Origin of the sequence: Halorhabdus sp. CBA1104 (genome assembly GCF_009690625.1) — an archaeon.
GTDB lineage: Archaea > Halobacteriota > Halobacteria > Halobacteriales > Haloarculaceae > Halorhabdus.
In genome coordinates this window covers 916,159-933,106 of record NZ_CP033878.1, presented here as the reverse complement: position 1 = coordinate 933,106, position 16,948 = coordinate 916,159, and the positions used below count along the sequence as shown (strand labels likewise).

The 16,948-nt window shown below is 63.0% G+C and carries 16 protein-coding genes and 1 pseudogene; 7 read left to right on the top strand and 10 right to left on the bottom strand.

Annotated elements, in window-relative coordinates; all coding sequences use genetic code 11:
• The 5 genes from Hrd1104_RS04825 to Hrd1104_RS04805 all read right to left on the bottom strand — a co-directional run bounded on the left by Hrd1104_RS04825 (position 1) and on the right by Hrd1104_RS04805 (position 6,297).
• Positions 1–1,653 (bottom strand): tRNA uridine(34) 5-carboxymethylaminomethyl modification radical SAM/GNAT enzyme Elp3, encoded by a 1,653-nt coding sequence (locus Hrd1104_RS04825; protein ID WP_154551683.1) that lies wholly within the window; start codon positions 1,651–1,653, stop codon positions 1–3.
• 113 nt (positions 1,654–1,766) lie between these two features.
• Complete coding sequence (locus Hrd1104_RS04820) at positions 1,767–3,959, bottom strand: OB-fold nucleic acid binding domain-containing protein (protein WP_154551682.1); 2,193 nt, start codon at positions 3,957–3,959, stop codon at positions 1,767–1,769.
• Between the two features lie 73 nt (positions 3,960–4,032).
• Positions 4,033–4,617 carry a YIP1 family protein gene (locus Hrd1104_RS04815; protein ID WP_154551681.1) on the bottom strand — a complete coding sequence of 195 codons (585 nt, stop codon included), beginning with the start codon at positions 4,615–4,617 and terminating at the stop codon, positions 4,033–4,035.
• A 67-nt stretch (positions 4,618–4,684) separates the two neighbouring features.
• Positions 4,685–5,263: an NADPH-dependent FMN reductase gene (locus tag Hrd1104_RS04810; RefSeq protein ID WP_154551680.1), complete on the bottom strand. Its 579-nt coding sequence runs from the start codon at positions 5,261–5,263 to the stop codon at positions 4,685–4,687.
• Between the two features lie 116 nt (positions 5,264–5,379).
• Positions 5,380–6,297, bottom strand: coding sequence for an A/G-specific adenine glycosylase (locus Hrd1104_RS04805; protein ID WP_154551679.1), 918 nt, complete (start codon positions 6,295–6,297; stop codon positions 5,380–5,382).
• A 92-nt stretch (positions 6,298–6,389) separates the two neighbouring features.
• Between Hrd1104_RS04805 and Hrd1104_RS13275 the strand changes: the two genes are divergently transcribed.
• From Hrd1104_RS13275 to Hrd1104_RS04795, 3 genes and pseudogenes are all read left to right on the top strand, one after another.
• Complete coding sequence (locus Hrd1104_RS13275) at positions 6,390–6,827, top strand: PHP domain-containing protein (protein WP_229770541.1); 438 nt, start codon at positions 6,390–6,392, stop codon at positions 6,825–6,827.
• Complete coding sequence (locus tag Hrd1104_RS13270) at positions 6,824–7,162, top strand: hypothetical protein (protein ID WP_229770540.1); 339 nt, start codon at positions 6,824–6,826, stop codon at positions 7,160–7,162. Before Hrd1104_RS13275 ends, Hrd1104_RS13270 begins: the two co-directional genes overlap by 4 nt.
• 76 nt (positions 7,163–7,238) lie before the next feature.
• Positions 7,239–7,567: pseudogene (locus Hrd1104_RS04795) on the top strand (hypothetical protein).
• 12 nt (positions 7,568–7,579) lie between these two features.
• On the opposite strand, the gene Hrd1104_RS04790 reads toward Hrd1104_RS04795, so the two are convergent.
• Entirely contained in the window at positions 7,580–7,855 is a 276-nt protein-coding gene (locus Hrd1104_RS04790) for a PadR family transcriptional regulator (protein WP_154551678.1), read from the bottom strand.
• Between the two features lie 539 nt (positions 7,856–8,394).
• On the opposite strand from Hrd1104_RS04790, the gene Hrd1104_RS04785 reads away from it, so the two are divergent.
• A complete protein-coding gene (locus Hrd1104_RS04785; RefSeq protein ID WP_154551677.1) occupies positions 8,395–9,126 on the top strand; it encodes a TFIIB-type zinc ribbon-containing protein in 732 nt (243 codons plus the stop codon).
• Here the strand turns inward: Hrd1104_RS04785 and Hrd1104_RS04780 are convergent.
• On the bottom strand, positions 9,115–10,008 hold the full coding sequence (locus Hrd1104_RS04780; RefSeq protein ID WP_154551676.1) for a bifunctional methylenetetrahydrofolate dehydrogenase/methenyltetrahydrofolate cyclohydrolase: 894 nt from the start codon (positions 10,006–10,008) through the stop codon (positions 9,115–9,117). The two genes, Hrd1104_RS04785 and Hrd1104_RS04780, sit on opposite strands and share 12 nt — an antisense overlap.
• Positions 10,009–10,120: 112 nt before the next feature.
• Positions 10,121–11,368 carry a serine hydroxymethyltransferase gene (gene glyA / locus Hrd1104_RS04775; protein WP_154551675.1) on the bottom strand — a complete coding sequence of 416 codons (1,248 nt, stop codon included), beginning with the start codon at positions 11,366–11,368 and terminating at the stop codon, positions 10,121–10,123.
• Between the two features lie 230 nt (positions 11,369–11,598).
• On the opposite strand from glyA, the gene tbsP reads away from it, so the two are divergent.
• Positions 11,599–12,399, top strand: coding sequence for a transcriptional regulator TbsP (gene tbsP / locus Hrd1104_RS04770; protein WP_229770539.1), 801 nt, complete (start codon positions 11,599–11,601; stop codon positions 12,397–12,399).
• A gap of 37 nt (positions 12,400–12,436) precedes the next feature.
• Complete coding sequence (locus tag Hrd1104_RS04765) at positions 12,437–14,149, top strand: YcaO-like family protein (RefSeq protein ID WP_154551673.1); 1,713 nt, start codon at positions 12,437–12,439, stop codon at positions 14,147–14,149.
• A 6-nt stretch (positions 14,150–14,155) separates the two neighbouring features.
• Here the strand turns inward: Hrd1104_RS04765 and Hrd1104_RS04760 are convergent, their stop codons facing one another.
• Positions 14,156–15,301 carry a DUF63 family protein gene (locus Hrd1104_RS04760; RefSeq protein ID WP_154551672.1) on the bottom strand — a complete coding sequence of 382 codons (1,146 nt, stop codon included), beginning with the start codon at positions 15,299–15,301 and terminating at the stop codon, positions 14,156–14,158.
• Positions 15,302–15,417: 116 nt separating this feature from the next.
• Between Hrd1104_RS04760 and Hrd1104_RS04755 the strand changes: the two genes are divergently transcribed.
• Complete coding sequence (locus tag Hrd1104_RS04755; protein WP_154551671.1) at positions 15,418–16,194, top strand: hypothetical protein; 777 nt, start codon at positions 15,418–15,420, stop codon at positions 16,192–16,194.
• Here Hrd1104_RS04755 and Hrd1104_RS04750 read toward each other — a convergent pair.
• The gene (locus Hrd1104_RS04750) at positions 16,154–16,897 is read right to left on the bottom strand and encodes a hypothetical protein (RefSeq protein WP_154551670.1); all 744 of its coding nucleotides are present in this window, start codon (positions 16,895–16,897) and stop codon (positions 16,154–16,156) included. The genes Hrd1104_RS04755 and Hrd1104_RS04750 overlap by 41 nt on opposite strands.
• Positions 16,898–16,948: the final 51 nt, after the last annotated feature.

Here is a 16,948-nt window from a genome sequence, read left to right as displayed (position 1 = left end):
TCAGAGACGTTTGCTCACGTACGGCCCGTCCTGCTGGTAGTCGAGTTGATCGCGATAGTACTCTCGTGCGCCGATCCCGCTCAAGACGGCGAGTTTTTCGTAGCCAGCCTCGACGGCCAATGTCTCTGCGCGTTCGATCAGTCGCCGCCCGTACCCCTGGTGTTGCCAGTCTTCGCCTCCAGAGTCACCGATGGCGACTTCACTCCCGTAGACGTGTAACTCCCTGACAACGGCGGCATCTTCGAGCTCTCGGCGGACGACCTCACTGGGGAAGCGGAGCCGACAAAAGCCCACGAGTAGGTCGTGTGCGCGATCTTCGAAGCTGATGAAGTGTTCGGTCCCGCCGGCGACAGTGTAGGTCTCGACCGAAAGCGTCACGTCCTCGGGTTCCTCGTCGCGGTGGCCGACTTCTCGACACCGGATGCACGAGCACGACTCGCCCCGAGATTCCATCCGCTGTCGGGCAAGCTGCCGGAGATTTGATTTTTTGACCCCAGACTCGATCAACGGTGCTGGAATGTCTCGTTGGACGCGCTGGAGCCGGGTGTAGCGTGGGATCGTTGGCTTGACGTCGGCAACGAGTTCCGCGGCTTCCTCGCTGGTCAGCGGGTCGAACTCTCCACGGCGGTGCATGTCGTAGGTAACGGTCCCGCCGACAACCAGCGTCGGGTAGATCTTGAGGTAGTCCGGTCGCCACTCGGGTCGCTCGAAAAGCCGCCGGAAGTCCTCCCGGACCATCTCCGCGGACATGCCGGGCTGGCCAGGCATCATGTGAAACCCGACCTTGAACCCGGCATCGCGGAGGCGTCGATTGGCCTCGATCGAGGCGTCGACGCCGTGCCCACGGTGCATCTCGCGGTTGATCGCTTCGAAGGTCGTCTGGACGCCGACCTCGACTTTCGTCCCGCCAAGGCGAAGCATGCGATCGACCTGTTCGGGACCACACCAGTCGGGTTTGGTCTCGAAGGTGGTCGCAATGTTACGCACGTCGCCAGTCTCGTTCTCTGCGATGACGTCTTCCAGATACTGAAAGTCGTATTCCGAGGGGTCCTGGGCGAAGTTCTCGGTCTCGGATGGTTGTGGGTCACAATCGACGTCGTAGTCGTTCATCGCCGCCAGGGCACGCTTGACGAACCACTCCTGGTAGTCGTGGCTGCGGGCAGTCATCGTCCCGCCCATCAAGATGAGTTCGACTTTCTCGATCGGATGGCCGATTTTCCGCAGTTGGTGCAAGCGCAGCGTCACCTGCCCGTAGGGGTCGTACTCGTTTTGGACACCCCTGGCTGCGGCCGGTTCCTGGCCGGTATAGCTCTGTGAACTCTCGAATTCCGAATCCGGGCCGCCCGGACAGTACAGACACTTCCCGTGCGGGCAGTTCTCGGGCGAGGTCATCACGGCCACGGGCGATACCCCCGAGGCCGTCCGCATCGGCTTGCGACGAACGACGGCAGCCAGTTCCTCACGCCGCCCGTCGGGCGCCCGGTCGAGTAACGCGGAGTTCTTTGGCACTTTCTGTGCGCTGTACGTCGAACAGACCTCCCGCTTTGCAGCTTCGAGGCCGTCACGGTCGAGGTCGCCGTCGAGAATCCGTTCGATCAACTCCTCGCACGCAGCCTCGAACGGGTCGCGTTCGCTCACAGCGTCGGAACTCATTCAGTTGTCTGTGATCGCCGTTTCGTGCGAATAAGCGTGTCGTTCGGGGTGACGCCGGCCGGATCACTGGCCGGCAATCGCGACAACGGTGCCGAAATCGCGACGGCTCTCGTCTAGAAGAACTCGGCCAGGGCCTCGACGACGGCGTCCTCGACGGCCGACCGCTGGCCGGCAAGGAACTCGATGCGGTGGCTCCGTGTACTCAGGGGCTGGAGGTCCGCCCCTTCGACGGCAGCTTCGGCAGCGGCTGCCAGCTCGCCCACGTCGACTGCGCGATCGCTCCGGACGTGGAGTTCGTCCTCGTCGATGCCGACGATCGCCGCGAAGTCGCTCCCAAGCCGACGATACAGCGCATCGAGCAGCAGCATCGTCGTCGGGAAGTCATAGCCGTGCGTGAACTGTTCGATGTCGAGAACGCCGACCGTCTCGCCGGCGACGTCACGGCGGGCCAGGTTGGCCTCGGCCGTCTCGACGGCCACGTCGAGTTTCTCACGGAACTGCTCGCTGACGTGACTCGCCAGGCCGCGGCCATCTTTGCCAGACTCTCTTTGGCCGTCGAAAAGCAGATCGGTGACCAGTTCGCGCTTGTCCTCGTAGGACTGATAGAACGCCTCGAGTGCAACCGCTTCCCGAATCTCCTGAACGGCAGTTTCGTCGTACCCGGCTTGCGCTGCCGCATCACCGTAGGTCTCGGGCACTTCGCCCCAGTAACTCACGGCCGGCAGATGGGTGAGGTCGTCACGGACGTCCGCTGTGACGTGGGCTGCAACCGTCGCGGCCAGCGTCGTCGCGGTCGGCCCGCGAGTCCGTCCGTCGGCGGTCGCGACAGTGGCCGCGTCGGTCCGGGGTGCAAGGGTGGTTTCGACGGCCTCGTCGATCGCGGGTTCGACCACCGTGTCGACGACGACTCGCTGTGCATCGTAGATGTCGAGCAATTCGAACCCATCCAGGGAGGCTTCGGTCCCGCCAGCGCCGACAAACACCAGCAACGGGAGGTTCTCGTCGTGACGATCGCGGTTCGAGAGCATCCGTGTCACGTCGGTGGTGGCATCGGATAGATCGTAGACGTCACCTTCCAGCGGGCGGCGGTCGATGTAATGATACGCTGCGTCTTGCCGGCTGTGACGGTCACGAACGCGGGGCAACACGGCACGTTCGATCGCGGCTGCGCCGACGTAGCCGTCGGTCGTCGCGCTGTGGCGGACGATCACCGGCCGATCTGCCATGATCGCTCGGCGGATCTCTTCGACGATATCCGCGATCGGTTCACTCTCTGCGGCGATCGCATCGTCGTCGACGAGTGGGTCTATCTCGTCGGGACGGGCTCGCTCGCGCAACGCGGCCTCGATCTCGTCGAGGACGTCCTCGCGGTCTGGCCCGTCCAGTACGGTGAGATCTTCGGTCTCGACCTGTAAGTCCCCGCGACGTTCACGAACTTCACCGTCGATCCGGACGACGTCACCGTCTCCGACACTCGGGTAAGCGCGAACGCCCGCCTCGACGAAGGCCGCACAGTCGACCGTTCCGGTACCGTCTCGGAGCTCGAACACCGTCGGTCCGCTGGTCTGTCGGGCGTCGACGATCTCGCCAGTGACGCGGATCGTTTCGCCAACCCAGTCGTCGAGTTCACCGACGGTGACTGCCGGCGCTTCCGGAGGTTCCCGGTCGAGTGGTTCTGAGGGAGCGGCGTCACTGTCAGCCGCCTCCTCGGTGTCGGCCGGCGAGTCACTCGCCTGCTCGGCGTCACCAACCGATCCGACAGTCGCACTCTCTTGGTCACTCGCCCGGACGGCACCAGCCGCTGGCTGGGCTGGCTCTTCTTTGCCGTCGTCGGCCGCCGACTCGTCACTGTCGTCGCCGCGGTCGTCGGACTGGTCTGTCGTTTGCTCGTCTGTCTCTGCTTTCTGTTCGGAATCAACTTCCGCTGGGAGTAGCTCGTGGGCAGCGTCAGGATCGTCGATCAAGACGCCGCGGAACTCGTCGTCGGCCTGCCGGATCGACCAACTGAGATCGACGTTACCGTTGTCTCGAACGTTCGTGACGCGAACGTAGACGCGCTCTCCTGGTTGCCAGTCGAGTGTCTCTAAGCGTTGATCCAGCTCGCTTTCGTGAAGCAAGCCAGTTACCGATTCTCCGACGTCGACGAACACACCGAACTCCGCGAAGCCATCGACCGAGCCGCGGTAATAGCGCCCTGCCGTGAGTTGGTCGGGCGTACTCCCGCGAAACTCGAAGACAGCATCTTCTTCGTGGACGTCACAAATGTGGCCGTCGACAGACGTACCGCAAATGATACACGAACCCATTGCATCAAGCAAGCATGTCGCGCCTAAAACGGTTGTCGAATCGTTGCTGGCAACGTCCGGGTAGGGTGGCTCATCACACGAGCGTGGCGATCGCGTCAAATCCACCGAATACAACGCCATAAACCAGGACTATCGGAACTGCTCCGGCAATCACCCCCTGGGCGTAGTCGATATCGTGGACGGTGGAGAGACCAACGACGAGTAAGACGGCGCCGTAGCTGGCAGCGACAATCGTGACGGCCGGGATTGGAATACCCGCGAACACGCACGGCGCGGTCGCGTACGCGAGAACTTGGACCGTCTCACTGATGCCAGCCCGATCCGGAGTGATCGGCCACAACAAGACGGTCTGGAGTGCCGCTAGGACGTGCAGACCCAGGGGAGCAACGAGCAGAACAGTCACGAGCAAGACAAGCACGGCCGATACCACCGGCTGACTGCCGACGACCGGTCGTGTCTCCGGATGGAATATGTAGCGACTCCCCGCTTCGATCCCGACGACGACGAGCAGGAAAACGAGGCCAGGGGCCTGATCCCCGGGCGCGACTGATCGACGGAAAAATCGCCGCGGCGTGGTCACCACGCCGATCCACGCCCACAAGAGCCCGAGAGGGCCTTTCTTTCGCCCGCGCGTGCCCGGATCAACCCACTGTGTCACAGCCGGCGGTACGACCGCTACCCGTTAGTCGATTTGGGTTCCGGACAGCCAGACCGGCCGACCCGGGTTAATCGTCCGCCCCGACGTTCTCGCCGCTCTGGAAGGATTCGGGATCGGGGTCGATATGTGCGTACTGGACTGCCTCGCGGCCGAGGACATCGAGTAGTTCCCGGAGTTCGTCGTCGAGGAGTCGTTCGCCATCGAACACTGAGGACGCTCGTGGGATCGCCACCTGATGGGGGATGACCCACGCGTCCAGTGCGCGACTGACGGTCCGTAACTGTTCGAGGGCACTGATCGGGAAACGACCGCCAGCAACCGCGAGGAGGCCGATAGTGGTGTGTTCGAACTCATCGAAACCACAGTAATCGAGCGCGTTCTTCAGAGGGGTCGCAAACGAGCCGTGATAGACCGGTGTGCCCAGAAGCACCGTATCGGCCGTGCGAACGCGTTCTCGAAACGCCGGCGCATCACCCGCGTCCCCATCGTCGGCGTCGAAGACGGGTAACGTCCACTCCCGCAGATCGAGCAACTCCGTACTCGCGCCGGCGTCCGCGGCAGCTTGCAGTGCGAGACGGAGTGCTTTCCGTGTGTGGCTGTCGTCTCGAAGACTCCCACAAATACCGACGACGTCGGTCTCTGTCATATCGTCGGTTTGGGAGGGGCGCCGTCAAAATCACACCGGTCGAGGACGCAGGTTGCTGATCTGCTCGCCCGTCTATCGTGGCGTGGCGTTTGGCCCTTGGCCAGCAACGGGGCCACCTACCGGTGGAGCCGAGCCGTCGTCTGCTCGCCGCGATGGTCGAGCTCGACCAGTCCGTCGTCAGCGAGATCACCGAGCAGTTCGACGAGCCATTGGCGACCGTACTCGCCTTCGGGGGCGTAATCGACCCGCACTTTCGGCCCCAACTCGTCGAGGGCCAGTCGGTCGTGCTCTTTCAACGCCCCAATTGCCCGTCCACGCATCTGCCGGCGACTCCCCTCGAAGCTGGGCTGGGTTGGGACGTCCGGGGCGGTAAAGTCCCCCGTCTCGTAGGCGTCACACCACTCCCGCCAGGGACAGTGGGCCTGGTCGCAGGCAGGCGTCTTTTCACAGGCCACGCCGCCAAGTTCCATGATGGCGTTGTTCCAGACTCGGGACTCGCCGTCGGGCATGAGCGCACTCGCGGCGTCCTCGAAAGCCGCGTCCTCGTCGGGAATGGAGAACGCCCGATACAGCACCCGCTTGACGTTGGTATCTACGACGGCATCGCCGGTGTTGAACGCGAAACTGGCGACGGCGTTAGCGGTGTACGGGCCGACACCCATGAGGTCGGTCAGTCCCGCCGGTGATTCTGGAAACTCCCCATCGTGGTCCTCGACGATCTGGGTTGCCGCCTCGTGGAGGTACTTCGCTCGGTTGTTGTACCCGAGACTGTGATCCGACCAGAAGGCGACTACCGTCCCGCGGTCGGCCGCCGCCAGGTCCGCGACGGTCGGCCACCGATCCAGAAAGTCCGCCCAGGCGTCGACCACGCGATCGAGCTGGGTCTGTTGGCTCATGACTTCCGAGACGAGGATCGCGTACGGGTCGTCGGTCTCCCGCCACGGGAACGCGCGGTGGCCCGTCTCGTACCACTCGATCAACGCATCTTGGACGGCCTCGTAGCGCTCCGGAACGCGCTCCGGCAACTCCGTCATTGGTTCGGATTACGGGTGGCAGCGTTTGGACGTGACGGTCTGGCGAACTCGATCGCACAACTGTTTTGAGCGAGCCCATCCTCGTGGCGGGGGTGCGCGACTTTCACTCCCACTCCAACTATTCGGACGGCGAGGTACTCTGGAGTATGGTGCAGGCGGCACAGGAGGCGGGCCTGGACGGTGTCGGGATCGCCGACCACTGTCAGTTACCGGAGAGCGATTCGGTACGCGATTCCCGTGCCGCGCTCGGCCACACGCTCGACGTGACCTACGAGCGACGCCGACGCGGGATCGAGACGGTCCGCGAAGAGTCCTCGATCGCGGTCTACGACGCTGTGGAGATGGATTACGCCACTCACCAGGAGGATCGCATCGCCGAGTTCCTCGACGTGGCTGGCTTCGATTACGTCATCGGTAGCGTCCACGCTGTCGAGGACCGGCCGATCCAGTATCCCCGAACTTCGCGGACGACACCGAGGCAGAACTCGAGGCGGTCGTCGACGAGTACTTCGAGCAACTCACAGCGATGATCGACTCGGGTCTGTTCGACATCGTTGCCCACCCCGATCTCGTCGAACGCAATCCACACCTCCGTGGGCGGGCGAGCACCGAACACTACGAACGGGTTGCCGATGCACTCGCGAACGCACGGGCCGTCCCGGAACTCAACGCTGGTCGTGCGCTCCGGGAGACCGGACAACTGCATCCAACAACCGAGTTTGTCGCTGTCCTCCGCGAGCACGGTGTGGCGTTCACGATCGGTACAGACTCCCATCATCCCGGGGAATACGCACCACGCATGGAGTTTCTCAGGTCCGTCCGCGACGACACTGGAGTGCCGACGGTCACGCCGCCGTCACTGTGACCAGCACTGCTCGTGGCATGCTAGACGACCGATGGAGGCCGAAAGACGTTTTCCCACGCTCACCGACCCACTGGTTATGACGCTCGATGACCTCTCCGACGACGTACAGTCCCAGTACAGTGCCCTGGGCGAGGACCTCTCGGTCACCCTCGATCGTGAGACACGAAACGAACTCGCGATGCTGGATGCAGCCCTCGACCCAGCAGAGACGGACGAACTGGTCCGGCGGGCTATCCACATGTTCTTCCAGAGTACTGTCGAAACTGGCTCGCTTGACTTCCAGCTCCGAAGCGAATACGACGTCACGTACGACGAATATCTCTCGGGAATGACCTTCGACGAGATGACGGGGGCGGCTTCCAAACCGGGAGCGGTGATCCGGACGATCGACGCTACCAGTTCTGAGCGCGCTCGAACCTACAAGTCGACGTACTGCTGTTCCCAATCGTAGCGCGCCTCGATTTCCCGGCGGCCACGTCGTGTCAGGCTGTAGTAATTCGTTCGTCGGTCACGTTGTCCCTTCTCGACGAGACCTTTATCGACGAGAGTGTCGAGGTTCGGATACAACCGGCCGTGGTGGATCTCTTTCTCGTAGTAGTCTTCGAGTTCTTCCTTGATCGCCAAACCATGCGGTTCCTCCTCCCCAGCGATGACATATAGGAGGTCCCGCTGAAATCCTGTCAGGTCGTACATCGGTAAAGTACAGGTGAAGGTTATTATCCGACTACCTTAAACATGTTGCCTCCGGACGGAGAAACGACTGGACAATCGGGGTGCAAGAGGGTCTTCTGCGCACCGAGAAAGATAACACGGATGAGAAAAGTGGACTGACTGTCTGCCAAGTGGTACGTCAGTGTTGTGGTCCTCAATCGTGTCTGGTAGTTATACTTCCAGAGCATCTGTGCCGAGCCCAGATTGCCCGCACGCAGCTTCGTTGCAACGCGAGCCAGACACGATGAACTGAATGTCTCTACCGAGTATCGTTCGAAAGAGTGGAAAGCGTTCGCGCGGGAACCCGCGCGAACGCTTGCCGCCCTGAATTGGTCCCCGCTGACGCTTCGGCCCTCCAAGCGAAGCGTCATTTGATTGTGGGCGACGGATTTACTTAAGTTTACCGACCTCCATTCGAATCCCTCACGCATTGATGAATCAGTACCAACGTGACCGGACTGGAGTGTACGATACCGAGGACGAACCCATCGATTAAGCCAACACGGTCCAACAGTGTAGACATGAAGATCCGCGGGGAACGGGAGTGTCAACGCTGTGGGAACCGATGGTCGTACTACGAGACCGGGAGTGTCGCGTGTCCCGACTGTGGCAGTCAACGAAGCGTCGGGCTCGAAGAGCGTCGGGAACACACCGCCGGCGCCGAGTCACTGGATCTACAGCCCGCCCGGGAAGCTCTGGAATCGGAACCACTGACGACAGTTGCCCGCGTGGGGGCCAAGGCGGCTGCCGAATTCGTTCGTCAGTACGGGTTCATCCACGCAGGCGACCTCCAGGCGCTGGATTCGGTATTTCTCGCCGCCACGGAACTCCGCCACGTCGGCACAGAGCTCGCACGATCGATCCGCGTCGACGAGCAGGCAGAGGCGTATTTCCTCGCGCTACTCGACGGTGCCAAAGACGGTGATCGCCCATCGCCGGCGGCAGTCCCGGACTCGCTGTGTTCGGCACACGGTCTCGCCGCCACGTCGGCTGTCGACGACTATCGTCGGGACGTTATTCGGTACCTAGAAGAGCACCCAGACGAGCAGGCCCGGCGCGTGCTTGGCGTGATCGACGACCACCGGACCCGGATCGAAGCTCTCGATGGGAACGTATCGCCGGGTGAGGCCGAGGCACTTATCGACGCAACACGGGCCGTTGGTACAGCTCTCCGGGACGAAGCAACATCGATCGACAAGGCCAGGGAGTTGCTCGACGAACTCGATCCGAACGACTCTCGCTCAGGGGAGTGAGACGGACACGTCGTGGTGGCGGCCGGCCGCTTTGACCGTGTTGTACAACAACATCGCCCGGGTCATCGGTCCGACACCACCCGGGACAGGCGTGATGGCGCTTGCTTTCTGTTTTGCACTCTCGAAGTCGACGTCACCCACGAGTTCGTAGCCCTTCTCGGTATCAGCATCGACGCGATTGATACCGACGTCGACGACGGTGACGCCATCCGAGAGCATCGCGCCGTCGATCATCTCCGGGACGCCCGCTGCAGCGACGACGATATCTGCCGCCCGGGTCTTCTCCGCCAGATCGGCAGTCCGCGAGTGGCATACCGTGACTGTCGCGTTCCCGCCCTCTGCCTTCTGAACGAGGAGATTCGCCATCGGCTTGCCGACGATATCCGAGCGGCCGACGATGACGGCGTCTTTCCCCTCCGGATCGACGTCGACGGATTCGAGGAGTTTCTGGATCCCGTGTGGGGTACAGGGCTTGTAGCGGGCGTCGCCGGCGACCAACCGGCCGACGTTTGCGGGGTGGAACCCGTCGACGTCCTTTTCGGGATCGATCCGGCGCAGCACCGACTGTTTGTCGACGTGTTCGGGGACCGGCATCTGGACCAGAATCCCGTCGACGTTGGCGTCGGCGTTGAGTCGATCGATCTCGTCGAACAGGTCCTGGGCTGGCGCGTCCGGATCGATCTCGACGTCGATGGCCTCGATGCCGACCTCCGCACAATCGTCCTGTTTCATCGAGACGTACGTCTCACTTGCGGGGTCGTCACTCATGAGCACCGTCGCGAGCGTCGGGGTGGCGTCGGCGGCCGCCAGGGCGTCGATGGCGTCGCCAAGATCGTCCCGAATTTGTTGAGCGACCGCGTTCCCGTCGATGATCTCAGTCATCAGGTAGACGGGTGTGGGGACACCTCTTGAACGTCCCGGAACGATATGAAGCGAAATGCACTCGTCGAGAACAGATGATCCGGACTCAGTAGACGAGCGCCTGGCCAGTCAACTACTCGTAGACGGGATACTCGTCAGTCAGTTCGTCGACGCGCTCGCTGACCTCGTCGATGACGGCTTCGTCGTCGGGCGCGTCGACGACCTCGTAGATCAGGTCTGCGACTTCTCGACAAGCTGCTTCGTCGAATCCGCGCGTCGTCAGGCCGGGCGTACCAGCACGGATCCCCGAGGGGTTGAACGCCGAGCGCGTCTCGCCGGGGACGGTATTGGCGTTGAGCACGATGCCGGCGTCTTCGAGTGCTTCTTCGACGTCTTTCCCGGGCGTGTCGGGATGTGATGGCCGCAAGTCGATCAACACGAGGTGATTGTCCGTGCCGCCCGAGACGAGTTCGAGTCCGTGTTCCTGCAGGCGCTCGGCCAGGGCAGCTGCGTTCGCGACAGTCTGTTCGGCGTACGCGTCGAAATCGGGATCGAGGGCTTCCTTGAACCCGACGGCCTTGCCAGCGATGTTGTGCATCAGTGGACCGCCTTGCATGCCGGGGAACACCGCCGAATCGATGTCGTCGGCGTATTCTTCGTCGCACATGATGATGCCGCCACGACCGGCCCGGATCGTCTTGTGGGTCGAGCCCGTCACGAAGTCGGCGACACCGACCGGCGAGGCGTGGACACCCGCCGCGACCAGGCCGGTGATGTGTGCGATGTCGGCCAGGTGGTAGGCATCTACGTCGTCGGCGACGTCCTGAATTGTCTCCCACTCGACCTCGCGGGGATAGGCCGAATACCCCGAGACGATGATGTCCGGGTCGAACTCCGCGGCCGTCTCGGCGAGCCCCTCGTAGTCGATGTAGCCCGTTTCGGCGTCGACCTCGTACTGCTCGACGTCGTAGACCTGGCCCGCGAAGTTCGCGGGGTGGCCATGGGAGAGGTGGCCGCCGTGGGTCAGATCGAGTGAGAGAATCTTGTCACCTGGTTCGAGGACGCCGAGGTAGACGCCCATGTTCGCCTGGCTGCCCGAGTGGGGCTGGACGTTGACGTGCTCGGCACCCCAGAGCTCCGTTGCACGCTCGATCGCGAGTTCCTCGACTTCGTCTGCGTACTCACAGCCGGCATAATAGCGCTTGCCGGGATAGCCTTCGGCGTAGATGTTCGTCAGTGCCGAGCCCTGCGCTTCGAGGACGGCCTCACTGACGTGGTTCTCACTGGCGATCATCGCCAGCGTGTCTTCTTGTCGCTCCCGCTCGCCACCGAGGGCGGCCGCCAGTTCTGGATCGACCTCGCGGACGGTCTCGTGGGTCATATCTATCCCTGACGGCCCCCTCCTAAAAGGTCTACCTGTCCGCGTTTGGGAGAGCCCAGTCGACTGATCGAGCACACGCCAGACCAGCGATACCCGAAGACACACGAATGGACTCAGATCTACCCAGAGCGCGCCTGACATAATGCAACCCAGCTGATACAGGATTGCCTAGAGAATAAGATTAAACACTCGCGGTTGTTATATATAAGTATCTCATGAGCACTCAAAATATGGTAGGGCGACCACTACGCACGATTATCGCGGATACGGTGGGGTCAGCCCAGAACGTCATCGTCGTCAACCCGGCACGGGAGACGATCAGGGAACTCGTCACGACACTCGACGAACTCGATGCGCCGCCTGCAGTCGACGTCCTCGCCAACGAACGCGCACTCAAAGACGAAATGGACGACTTTTTGATCGGGAGCCTCGCTGCCGATTTGATCGATGCAGATATCCTCACAATCCGGGTGCTCGACGATCCGCCGGTAAACTCCTTGCTCGTCACGAGCGAGGCTGTTGTCTCGGTCGTCGAAGCCGGTTCGACAGCGGCAGGCCTCGGGACTGCCGAGGAGTCGTTTGTCGAGGCGACGCGTGCATTCTACGACGAACGGTGGGACGAGGCCGATCCATTCACGCTCCGAACACCGCCACTCACGGCCGTCAGATCGACCCTCGAAGACGAGCTGGGTGCTGAGACAGTCGCGGATTTCGACGCCGTCCTCGATTCGCTCTCCGTGGCCCGTGGCGACGGCGACGGACTCGACGAAGTGACCATCAGTCTGCTCGTGGCAGCGCGCAACGAGCAACTGCTCTATGACATCAGCAAGTGGGGCGAAGACGTTGGGCTCGCCAGTAAGGCCACGTTCTCGCGAACGAAGACCCAACTCGAGGATCGAGGCCTCCTCGATACGGAGAAGGTACCGATCGACGTCGGGCGCCCGCGCTTGCGGTTGTTACTCGGCACGGACGCCCTCCGGGAAGCTGACGCCAGCGAACTGGCCGAGCAAGCGATGGCACAGCTTCGGTAACGCGGCCTTTTTGCCGTTCGCGCGAGCATCCAGAGGCATGGCTGTAGGTATCGTCGGATCGGGGCCGGCCGTCGCGGCCATCGAGGCCGCACTCGAAGACGTCGACGTAGAGACACAACGGCGCCAGGCCCTCGATCCTGGGGCCGACGAGCTGGGTATCGTGGTCGACGTCGCCGGTGCGACGACCTTCGAACGCGCCAACGACACTGCCCTGGAGGCAGAGACGCCCTGGATTGCAGTCGAGCTCGGTGGGGTCGGCGGTGTCCCGGTGGTCGACGCGGCAATCACTGGCTTTCGGAGCGATAGTGCCTGTTATGAGTGTCTGGGGACCCGAGTCCGTGCAAACGTCGATCCGAGCGAACAGCCCACCAGAGCCCAGCCCCCGGCGACTGCTCGGTACGCAGGCGCAATCGCTGGCCGGGCCGTCGCAAGCGTCCTGGATCCCGGGACAGACGGCCCAGATCCCTTCGGGACCGTCATCGAGGTACCACACGCTCGACGACGAGTTTTGGCCGTCCCTCACTGTGCGTGCGGGACGGAACCGGACCGGACGATCGGCCGGGAACGGGTCGATCGCGAGGTCGATGAGTCTCTGGGACGAGCCGAGCGCGGTCTCGACGAGCGGGTTGGCCTCGTCCGCGAAGTGGGCGAAGTCTCGTCCTATCCGCTGCCGTACTACCTGGCCCAGTCCGCCGATACCAGTGGGTTCAGCGACGCCAGTGCGGCCAATCAGGCAGCGGGCGTGGCCCTAGACTGGAACGCATCGCTGATGAAAGGGTTCGGTGAAGTATACGAGCGATACGCAGCCGGCGTCTATCGACAAGCGAACTTCCAGGAAGGCACGCCAGCGGATGTAGCGACGCCGGTCCCGCCGTCGTCGTTCGTCGGCCCGTCGCAACCGGCCAAAGAGGCCACGTGGTCGTGGATCGACGGGGAGAACCTCGCGACGAGCCAAACAGTCCAACTCCCGGCGTCGCTGGCTGTCTACCCGCCACCGAACGAACGGATTCGGCCGGCAACGACCACCGGCCTTGGCTTTGGAAACGACGCGATCGAAGCCATGCTTGCGGGCCTGTACGAGGTTATCGAACGCGATGCGGCAATGCTGTCGTGGTACTCGACGTTCGAACCCCTCGGGTTGTCCGTCGAGGACGACAGCTTCCAGACGCTGATTGGACGATTGGAGGCCGAGGGGTTGTCGGTCACGACGCTGCTGCTCACCCAGGACGTCGATGTCCCGGTCGTCGCCTGTGCCGTCCACCGGGCCGAGCAGTGGCCCCGGTTCGCACTCGGATCGAGTGCGCAGCTCGACCCGACCGAGGCCGCCCGATCGGCCCTTTCGGAAGCCACCCAGAATTGGCTCGAACTGTCCCGGATGGGGCCAGAGCAAGCCGCCAGTGCCGGCGGAGCAATCGGCGAGTACGCATCTTTCCCCGAGCGCGTCAAACAGTTCATCGACGCCCCGAGTACGGTGCCAGCGACGGATGTCGGGGTGCCCGATCCGCCAGTAGGGCAAGCTGAACTCGAAGCCGTCGTCGAGCGTATCACAAAAGCAGGTATGACGCCGTACGCGACACGGCTAACGCCACGCGATATCGACGAGCTTGGTTTCGAAGCAACCCGTGTCCTCGTCCCGAAAGCCCAACCGTTGTTCCTCGGGGAGCCGTACTTCGGCGACCGGCTCGAATCGGTGCCGCCGGAACTGGGCTTCGAACCGCGCCCGGACAACGCCTTCCACCCGTTCCCGTGAGTGGCCTTAGATCGCGAGGGCCGCACGCACCATGTCACGGGTGCCGGGGCCGAGGCCGACGGCGGTCACTGCCACGAGTAGGAGATACGAGAAGCGCGGACTCTCTTCGACGAATTCCTCGGTAAACAGCCAGACGAATCCGAGTGGGACGGCGAGTTTCACCAGGAGGAACGGCCACGACGTCCCGATGACGTCGATGACCCCTGGTGGCAACACGGTATTGGTCACGTCGATAATGATCGCGTTTGCAGGGTGTTTCGCCGAGTAGGTCAGCGCCTCGGGCAGTCCGATGGCGTGGATCCAGTCGGCCATCAGCACGTTCGCAACCCCGTCGATAGCCTGGCCCCACAGCACAACCAGGCCGGCGTAGCCAGTCCCGCGATTGATCTCGGGAGCGAAGCGATCTGCCAGGACATACAGTCCGTAGGCAAACAGCGACGCCAGTCCGACCGTCAGAACGATGACTTGTGGATAGAACCCGACGTACTCGGCAGTGAGCCCGAGCATCCCCAGATAGGCCGTCGTGACCGCCAAGACGCCGATTCCCATCGCAGCGAGCGGTTTGTGTGTCGTCTCGACGATGTCGCGATCGGCCAGTTCGACGCTCGCGAGGAGTGCTGTCAGGGCGATCGCAAAGACGGTGAAGTAGATGACGGGACTGATGAAAAGCGAATTCAGCGGATACGACAGGAACGAGTCGACGCCCGCTGGCACTTCGTCGGTGGCGTCCTCGACGACACGCAGCGCCCCACCGAACAGCATGAACGGCACCAGCGCATACAGCATGTTTCTGTCGAGTGAGAGGTCGAGCCGTCGCAACAGCAGGAAGACCCCGATCACGAAGAAAAAGGCAGTGATCATGTAGCCGACCTCGGAGACGATGGTGTACCCTGGCTCCGCGACGACGGCGTTCCCTTGGATGGCACACTGGGCCTGATTCGACCAACTGACGAGCGTCGTCTCGCCCTGGGCCTTGATCGCACAGGCGGCGTTGTGGGCATCAGCGTACACTGGTCCCCAGAAATACTGCCAGATGAACCGATCCCAGACTGTTTTGGTGAACGCGAGTGACCCACCGGCCACCGCGAGGACAGCGACTGCGAAGGTCGCGAGCCACGCCCGGCCGGGGTTGTCTTTGACGAACTCGTTCATGAGCGGGTAGCCGAGAGCCGGGGAGTTGAGCGTTCCGGTCCCGGACGCGGACTGACAGGCCAAAGAGCGATCGGAAACCCCGCCCGTTTTTGCCCGATGGCACCGACCGGACGGGTATGGATCCGGAGGTACTTGGCGATCTCGTCGCTCCCGAGCGCCGGAGCGAGGCACTGGCCTATCGTCGGGCCGACGACAGGGCGCGTTCCCACACCTACGAGAGTTTCTGTGCGACCGCCTGGAAGACGGCGAATCTACTGCGGTTGTACGGCGTTCACGCGGGTACAACGGTCGGCATCGTCGATGCCCCGAAACGGCCGGATGGACAGCCGCCAACGGATCCGACACGACAGGCGACAACTCCCATTCCGGAAGTACTGTTGTCGTTTGTCGGGGCCGGGACTCTCGGGGCGAACGTCCAGTTCGACCCAGCGCCGCCGTTCGATGGCGGAGCGCTGCTCTGTCCGGCGGCCTGGAGCGAGGCCTACGAGACGAGTGCGGGCTGTACGACACTCGCCTACGGTGGCCCGCCGACCGACCCCGAAGTCGTCCACTTCGAGAGTGAATTCTGGAGCGAGACCCCGATCGCTCCGCCCGAGTCGGTGTCGCCTGACGCTGCCCTCGTCACGACGGCAAGGGAATATACGCACGAAGAACTACTCGGGGCCGCACAGACCTTCATCGAGGACGTCGAACTCGAAGCAGGCGACGCTATCAGTATCGACGCCAGGTTGGGCCACCCTGGCACGATCGCGGGGGGCGTCGTCGCACCACTGGTGGTCGGTGGAACGATTCACGTTGGGGGCAACGACGTTGCCGTCCGGATCGGTGACAACGGCGTCGATCCCGACCGGATTATTCAGGACGACTCGGACGAACGAGATTCGCCAACGTGACGACAAATCCGACGAGCCAGCCGACCGGGACCGAGATACCGACCCACATCCCAACGTGGGCAACCCCGCGGAGGTCGTAGGTCCGGCGCAACCGATCGTTGATGTCGAAGACGTCGAGAAGGTTGGTGTTGATCCACTTCGCGACGGCCTCACTCTGGGCAAAGACGACGTCGGCAATCGTCGGCGAGTACAGCGCAGCGACGACCGGTGGCAAAAACAGTGCTGTCACGCCGAGGGGATAGGCCACCAACACCGTGGTGAATCGCCCGCCGACGCGGCGAAACAGGTAAGCAAGCAAGCCAGCGACGACGGCAACGAGACTCGCGGCCAGCACGGCGATGAATCCGGCTCTGGTGAACTGGTCCCAGGCGACGATCGACAGCCCGCCCCAGAGTACCGCGAGGGCACCGACGACACCGATCGCGCCGAGACGGGCCGCGACACCGTCCAGGCGATCGGCCTGGGCACGGACCACGTACCCCAGCAGCACGAATGGGTACAGCAGGCCGATGACCGGCACGCCAGCGATACCCCAGAGGCGGTAGGTAATTCGGCTCCGCCGAGAACTGGGTGTCCACTTCCCGAGGACAGTCTCGTCTGCGTCAACCTGGCGCGGATAGACGATCTCCATCCACGTCTCGTGGAGCCGTTTGAGGTCGATGCTGATACCGGCGACCAGTCCCGACGCGTTCCCGCCCGACATGTCCCGGAGCTTTGGTACGGGCGCGTATAATTGCTACGAGGGCGAAATCGA

What these genes read in the sequence shown, in the direction of transcription:
- Hrd1104_RS04820 (WP_154551682.1), bottom strand. Translation starts at nt 3,959, where the DNA reads ATGGGTTCGTGTATCATTTGCGGTACGTCTGTCGACGGCCACATTTGT.
- Hrd1104_RS04760 (WP_154551672.1), bottom strand. Translation starts at nt 15,301, where the DNA reads ATGAACGAGTTCGTCAAAGACAACCCCGGCCGGGCGTGGCTCGCGACC.
- Hrd1104_RS04825 (WP_154551683.1), bottom strand. Translation starts at nt 1,653, where the DNA reads ATGAGTTCCGACGCTGTGAGCGAACGCGACCCGTTCGAGGCTGCGTGC.
- Hrd1104_RS04755 (WP_154551671.1), top strand. Translation starts at nt 15,418, where the DNA reads ATGGATCCGGAGGTACTTGGCGATCTCGTCGCTCCCGAGCGCCGGAGC.
- Hrd1104_RS04750 (WP_154551670.1), bottom strand. Translation starts at nt 16,897, where the DNA reads ATGTCGGGCGGGAACGCGTCGGGACTGGTCGCCGGTATCAGCATCGAC.
- glyA (WP_154551675.1), bottom strand. Translation starts at nt 11,368, where the DNA reads ATGACCCACGAGACCGTCCGCGAGGTCGATCCAGAACTGGCGGCCGCC.
- Hrd1104_RS04765 (WP_154551673.1), top strand. Translation starts at nt 12,437, where the DNA reads ATGGCTGTAGGTATCGTCGGATCGGGGCCGGCCGTCGCGGCCATCGAG.
- Hrd1104_RS04810 (WP_154551680.1), bottom strand. Translation starts at nt 5,263, where the DNA reads ATGACAGAGACCGACGTCGTCGGTATTTGTGGGAGTCTTCGAGACGAC.
- Hrd1104_RS04780 (WP_154551676.1), bottom strand. Translation starts at nt 10,008, where the DNA reads ATGACTGAGATCATCGACGGGAACGCGGTCGCTCAACAAATTCGGGAC.
- Hrd1104_RS04790 (WP_154551678.1), bottom strand. Translation starts at nt 7,855, where the DNA reads ATGTACGACCTGACAGGATTTCAGCGGGACCTCCTATATGTCATCGCT.
- tbsP (WP_229770539.1), top strand. Translation starts at nt 11,599, where the DNA reads ATGGTAGGGCGACCACTACGCACGATTATCGCGGATACGGTGGGGTCA.
- Hrd1104_RS13270 (WP_229770540.1), top strand. Translation starts at nt 6,824, where the DNA reads ATGATCGACTCGGGTCTGTTCGACATCGTTGCCCACCCCGATCTCGTC.
- Hrd1104_RS04785 (WP_154551677.1), top strand. Translation starts at nt 8,395, where the DNA reads ATGAAGATCCGCGGGGAACGGGAGTGTCAACGCTGTGGGAACCGATGG.
- Hrd1104_RS04805 (WP_154551679.1), bottom strand. Translation starts at nt 6,297, where the DNA reads ATGACGGAGTTGCCGGAGCGCGTTCCGGAGCGCTACGAGGCCGTCCAA.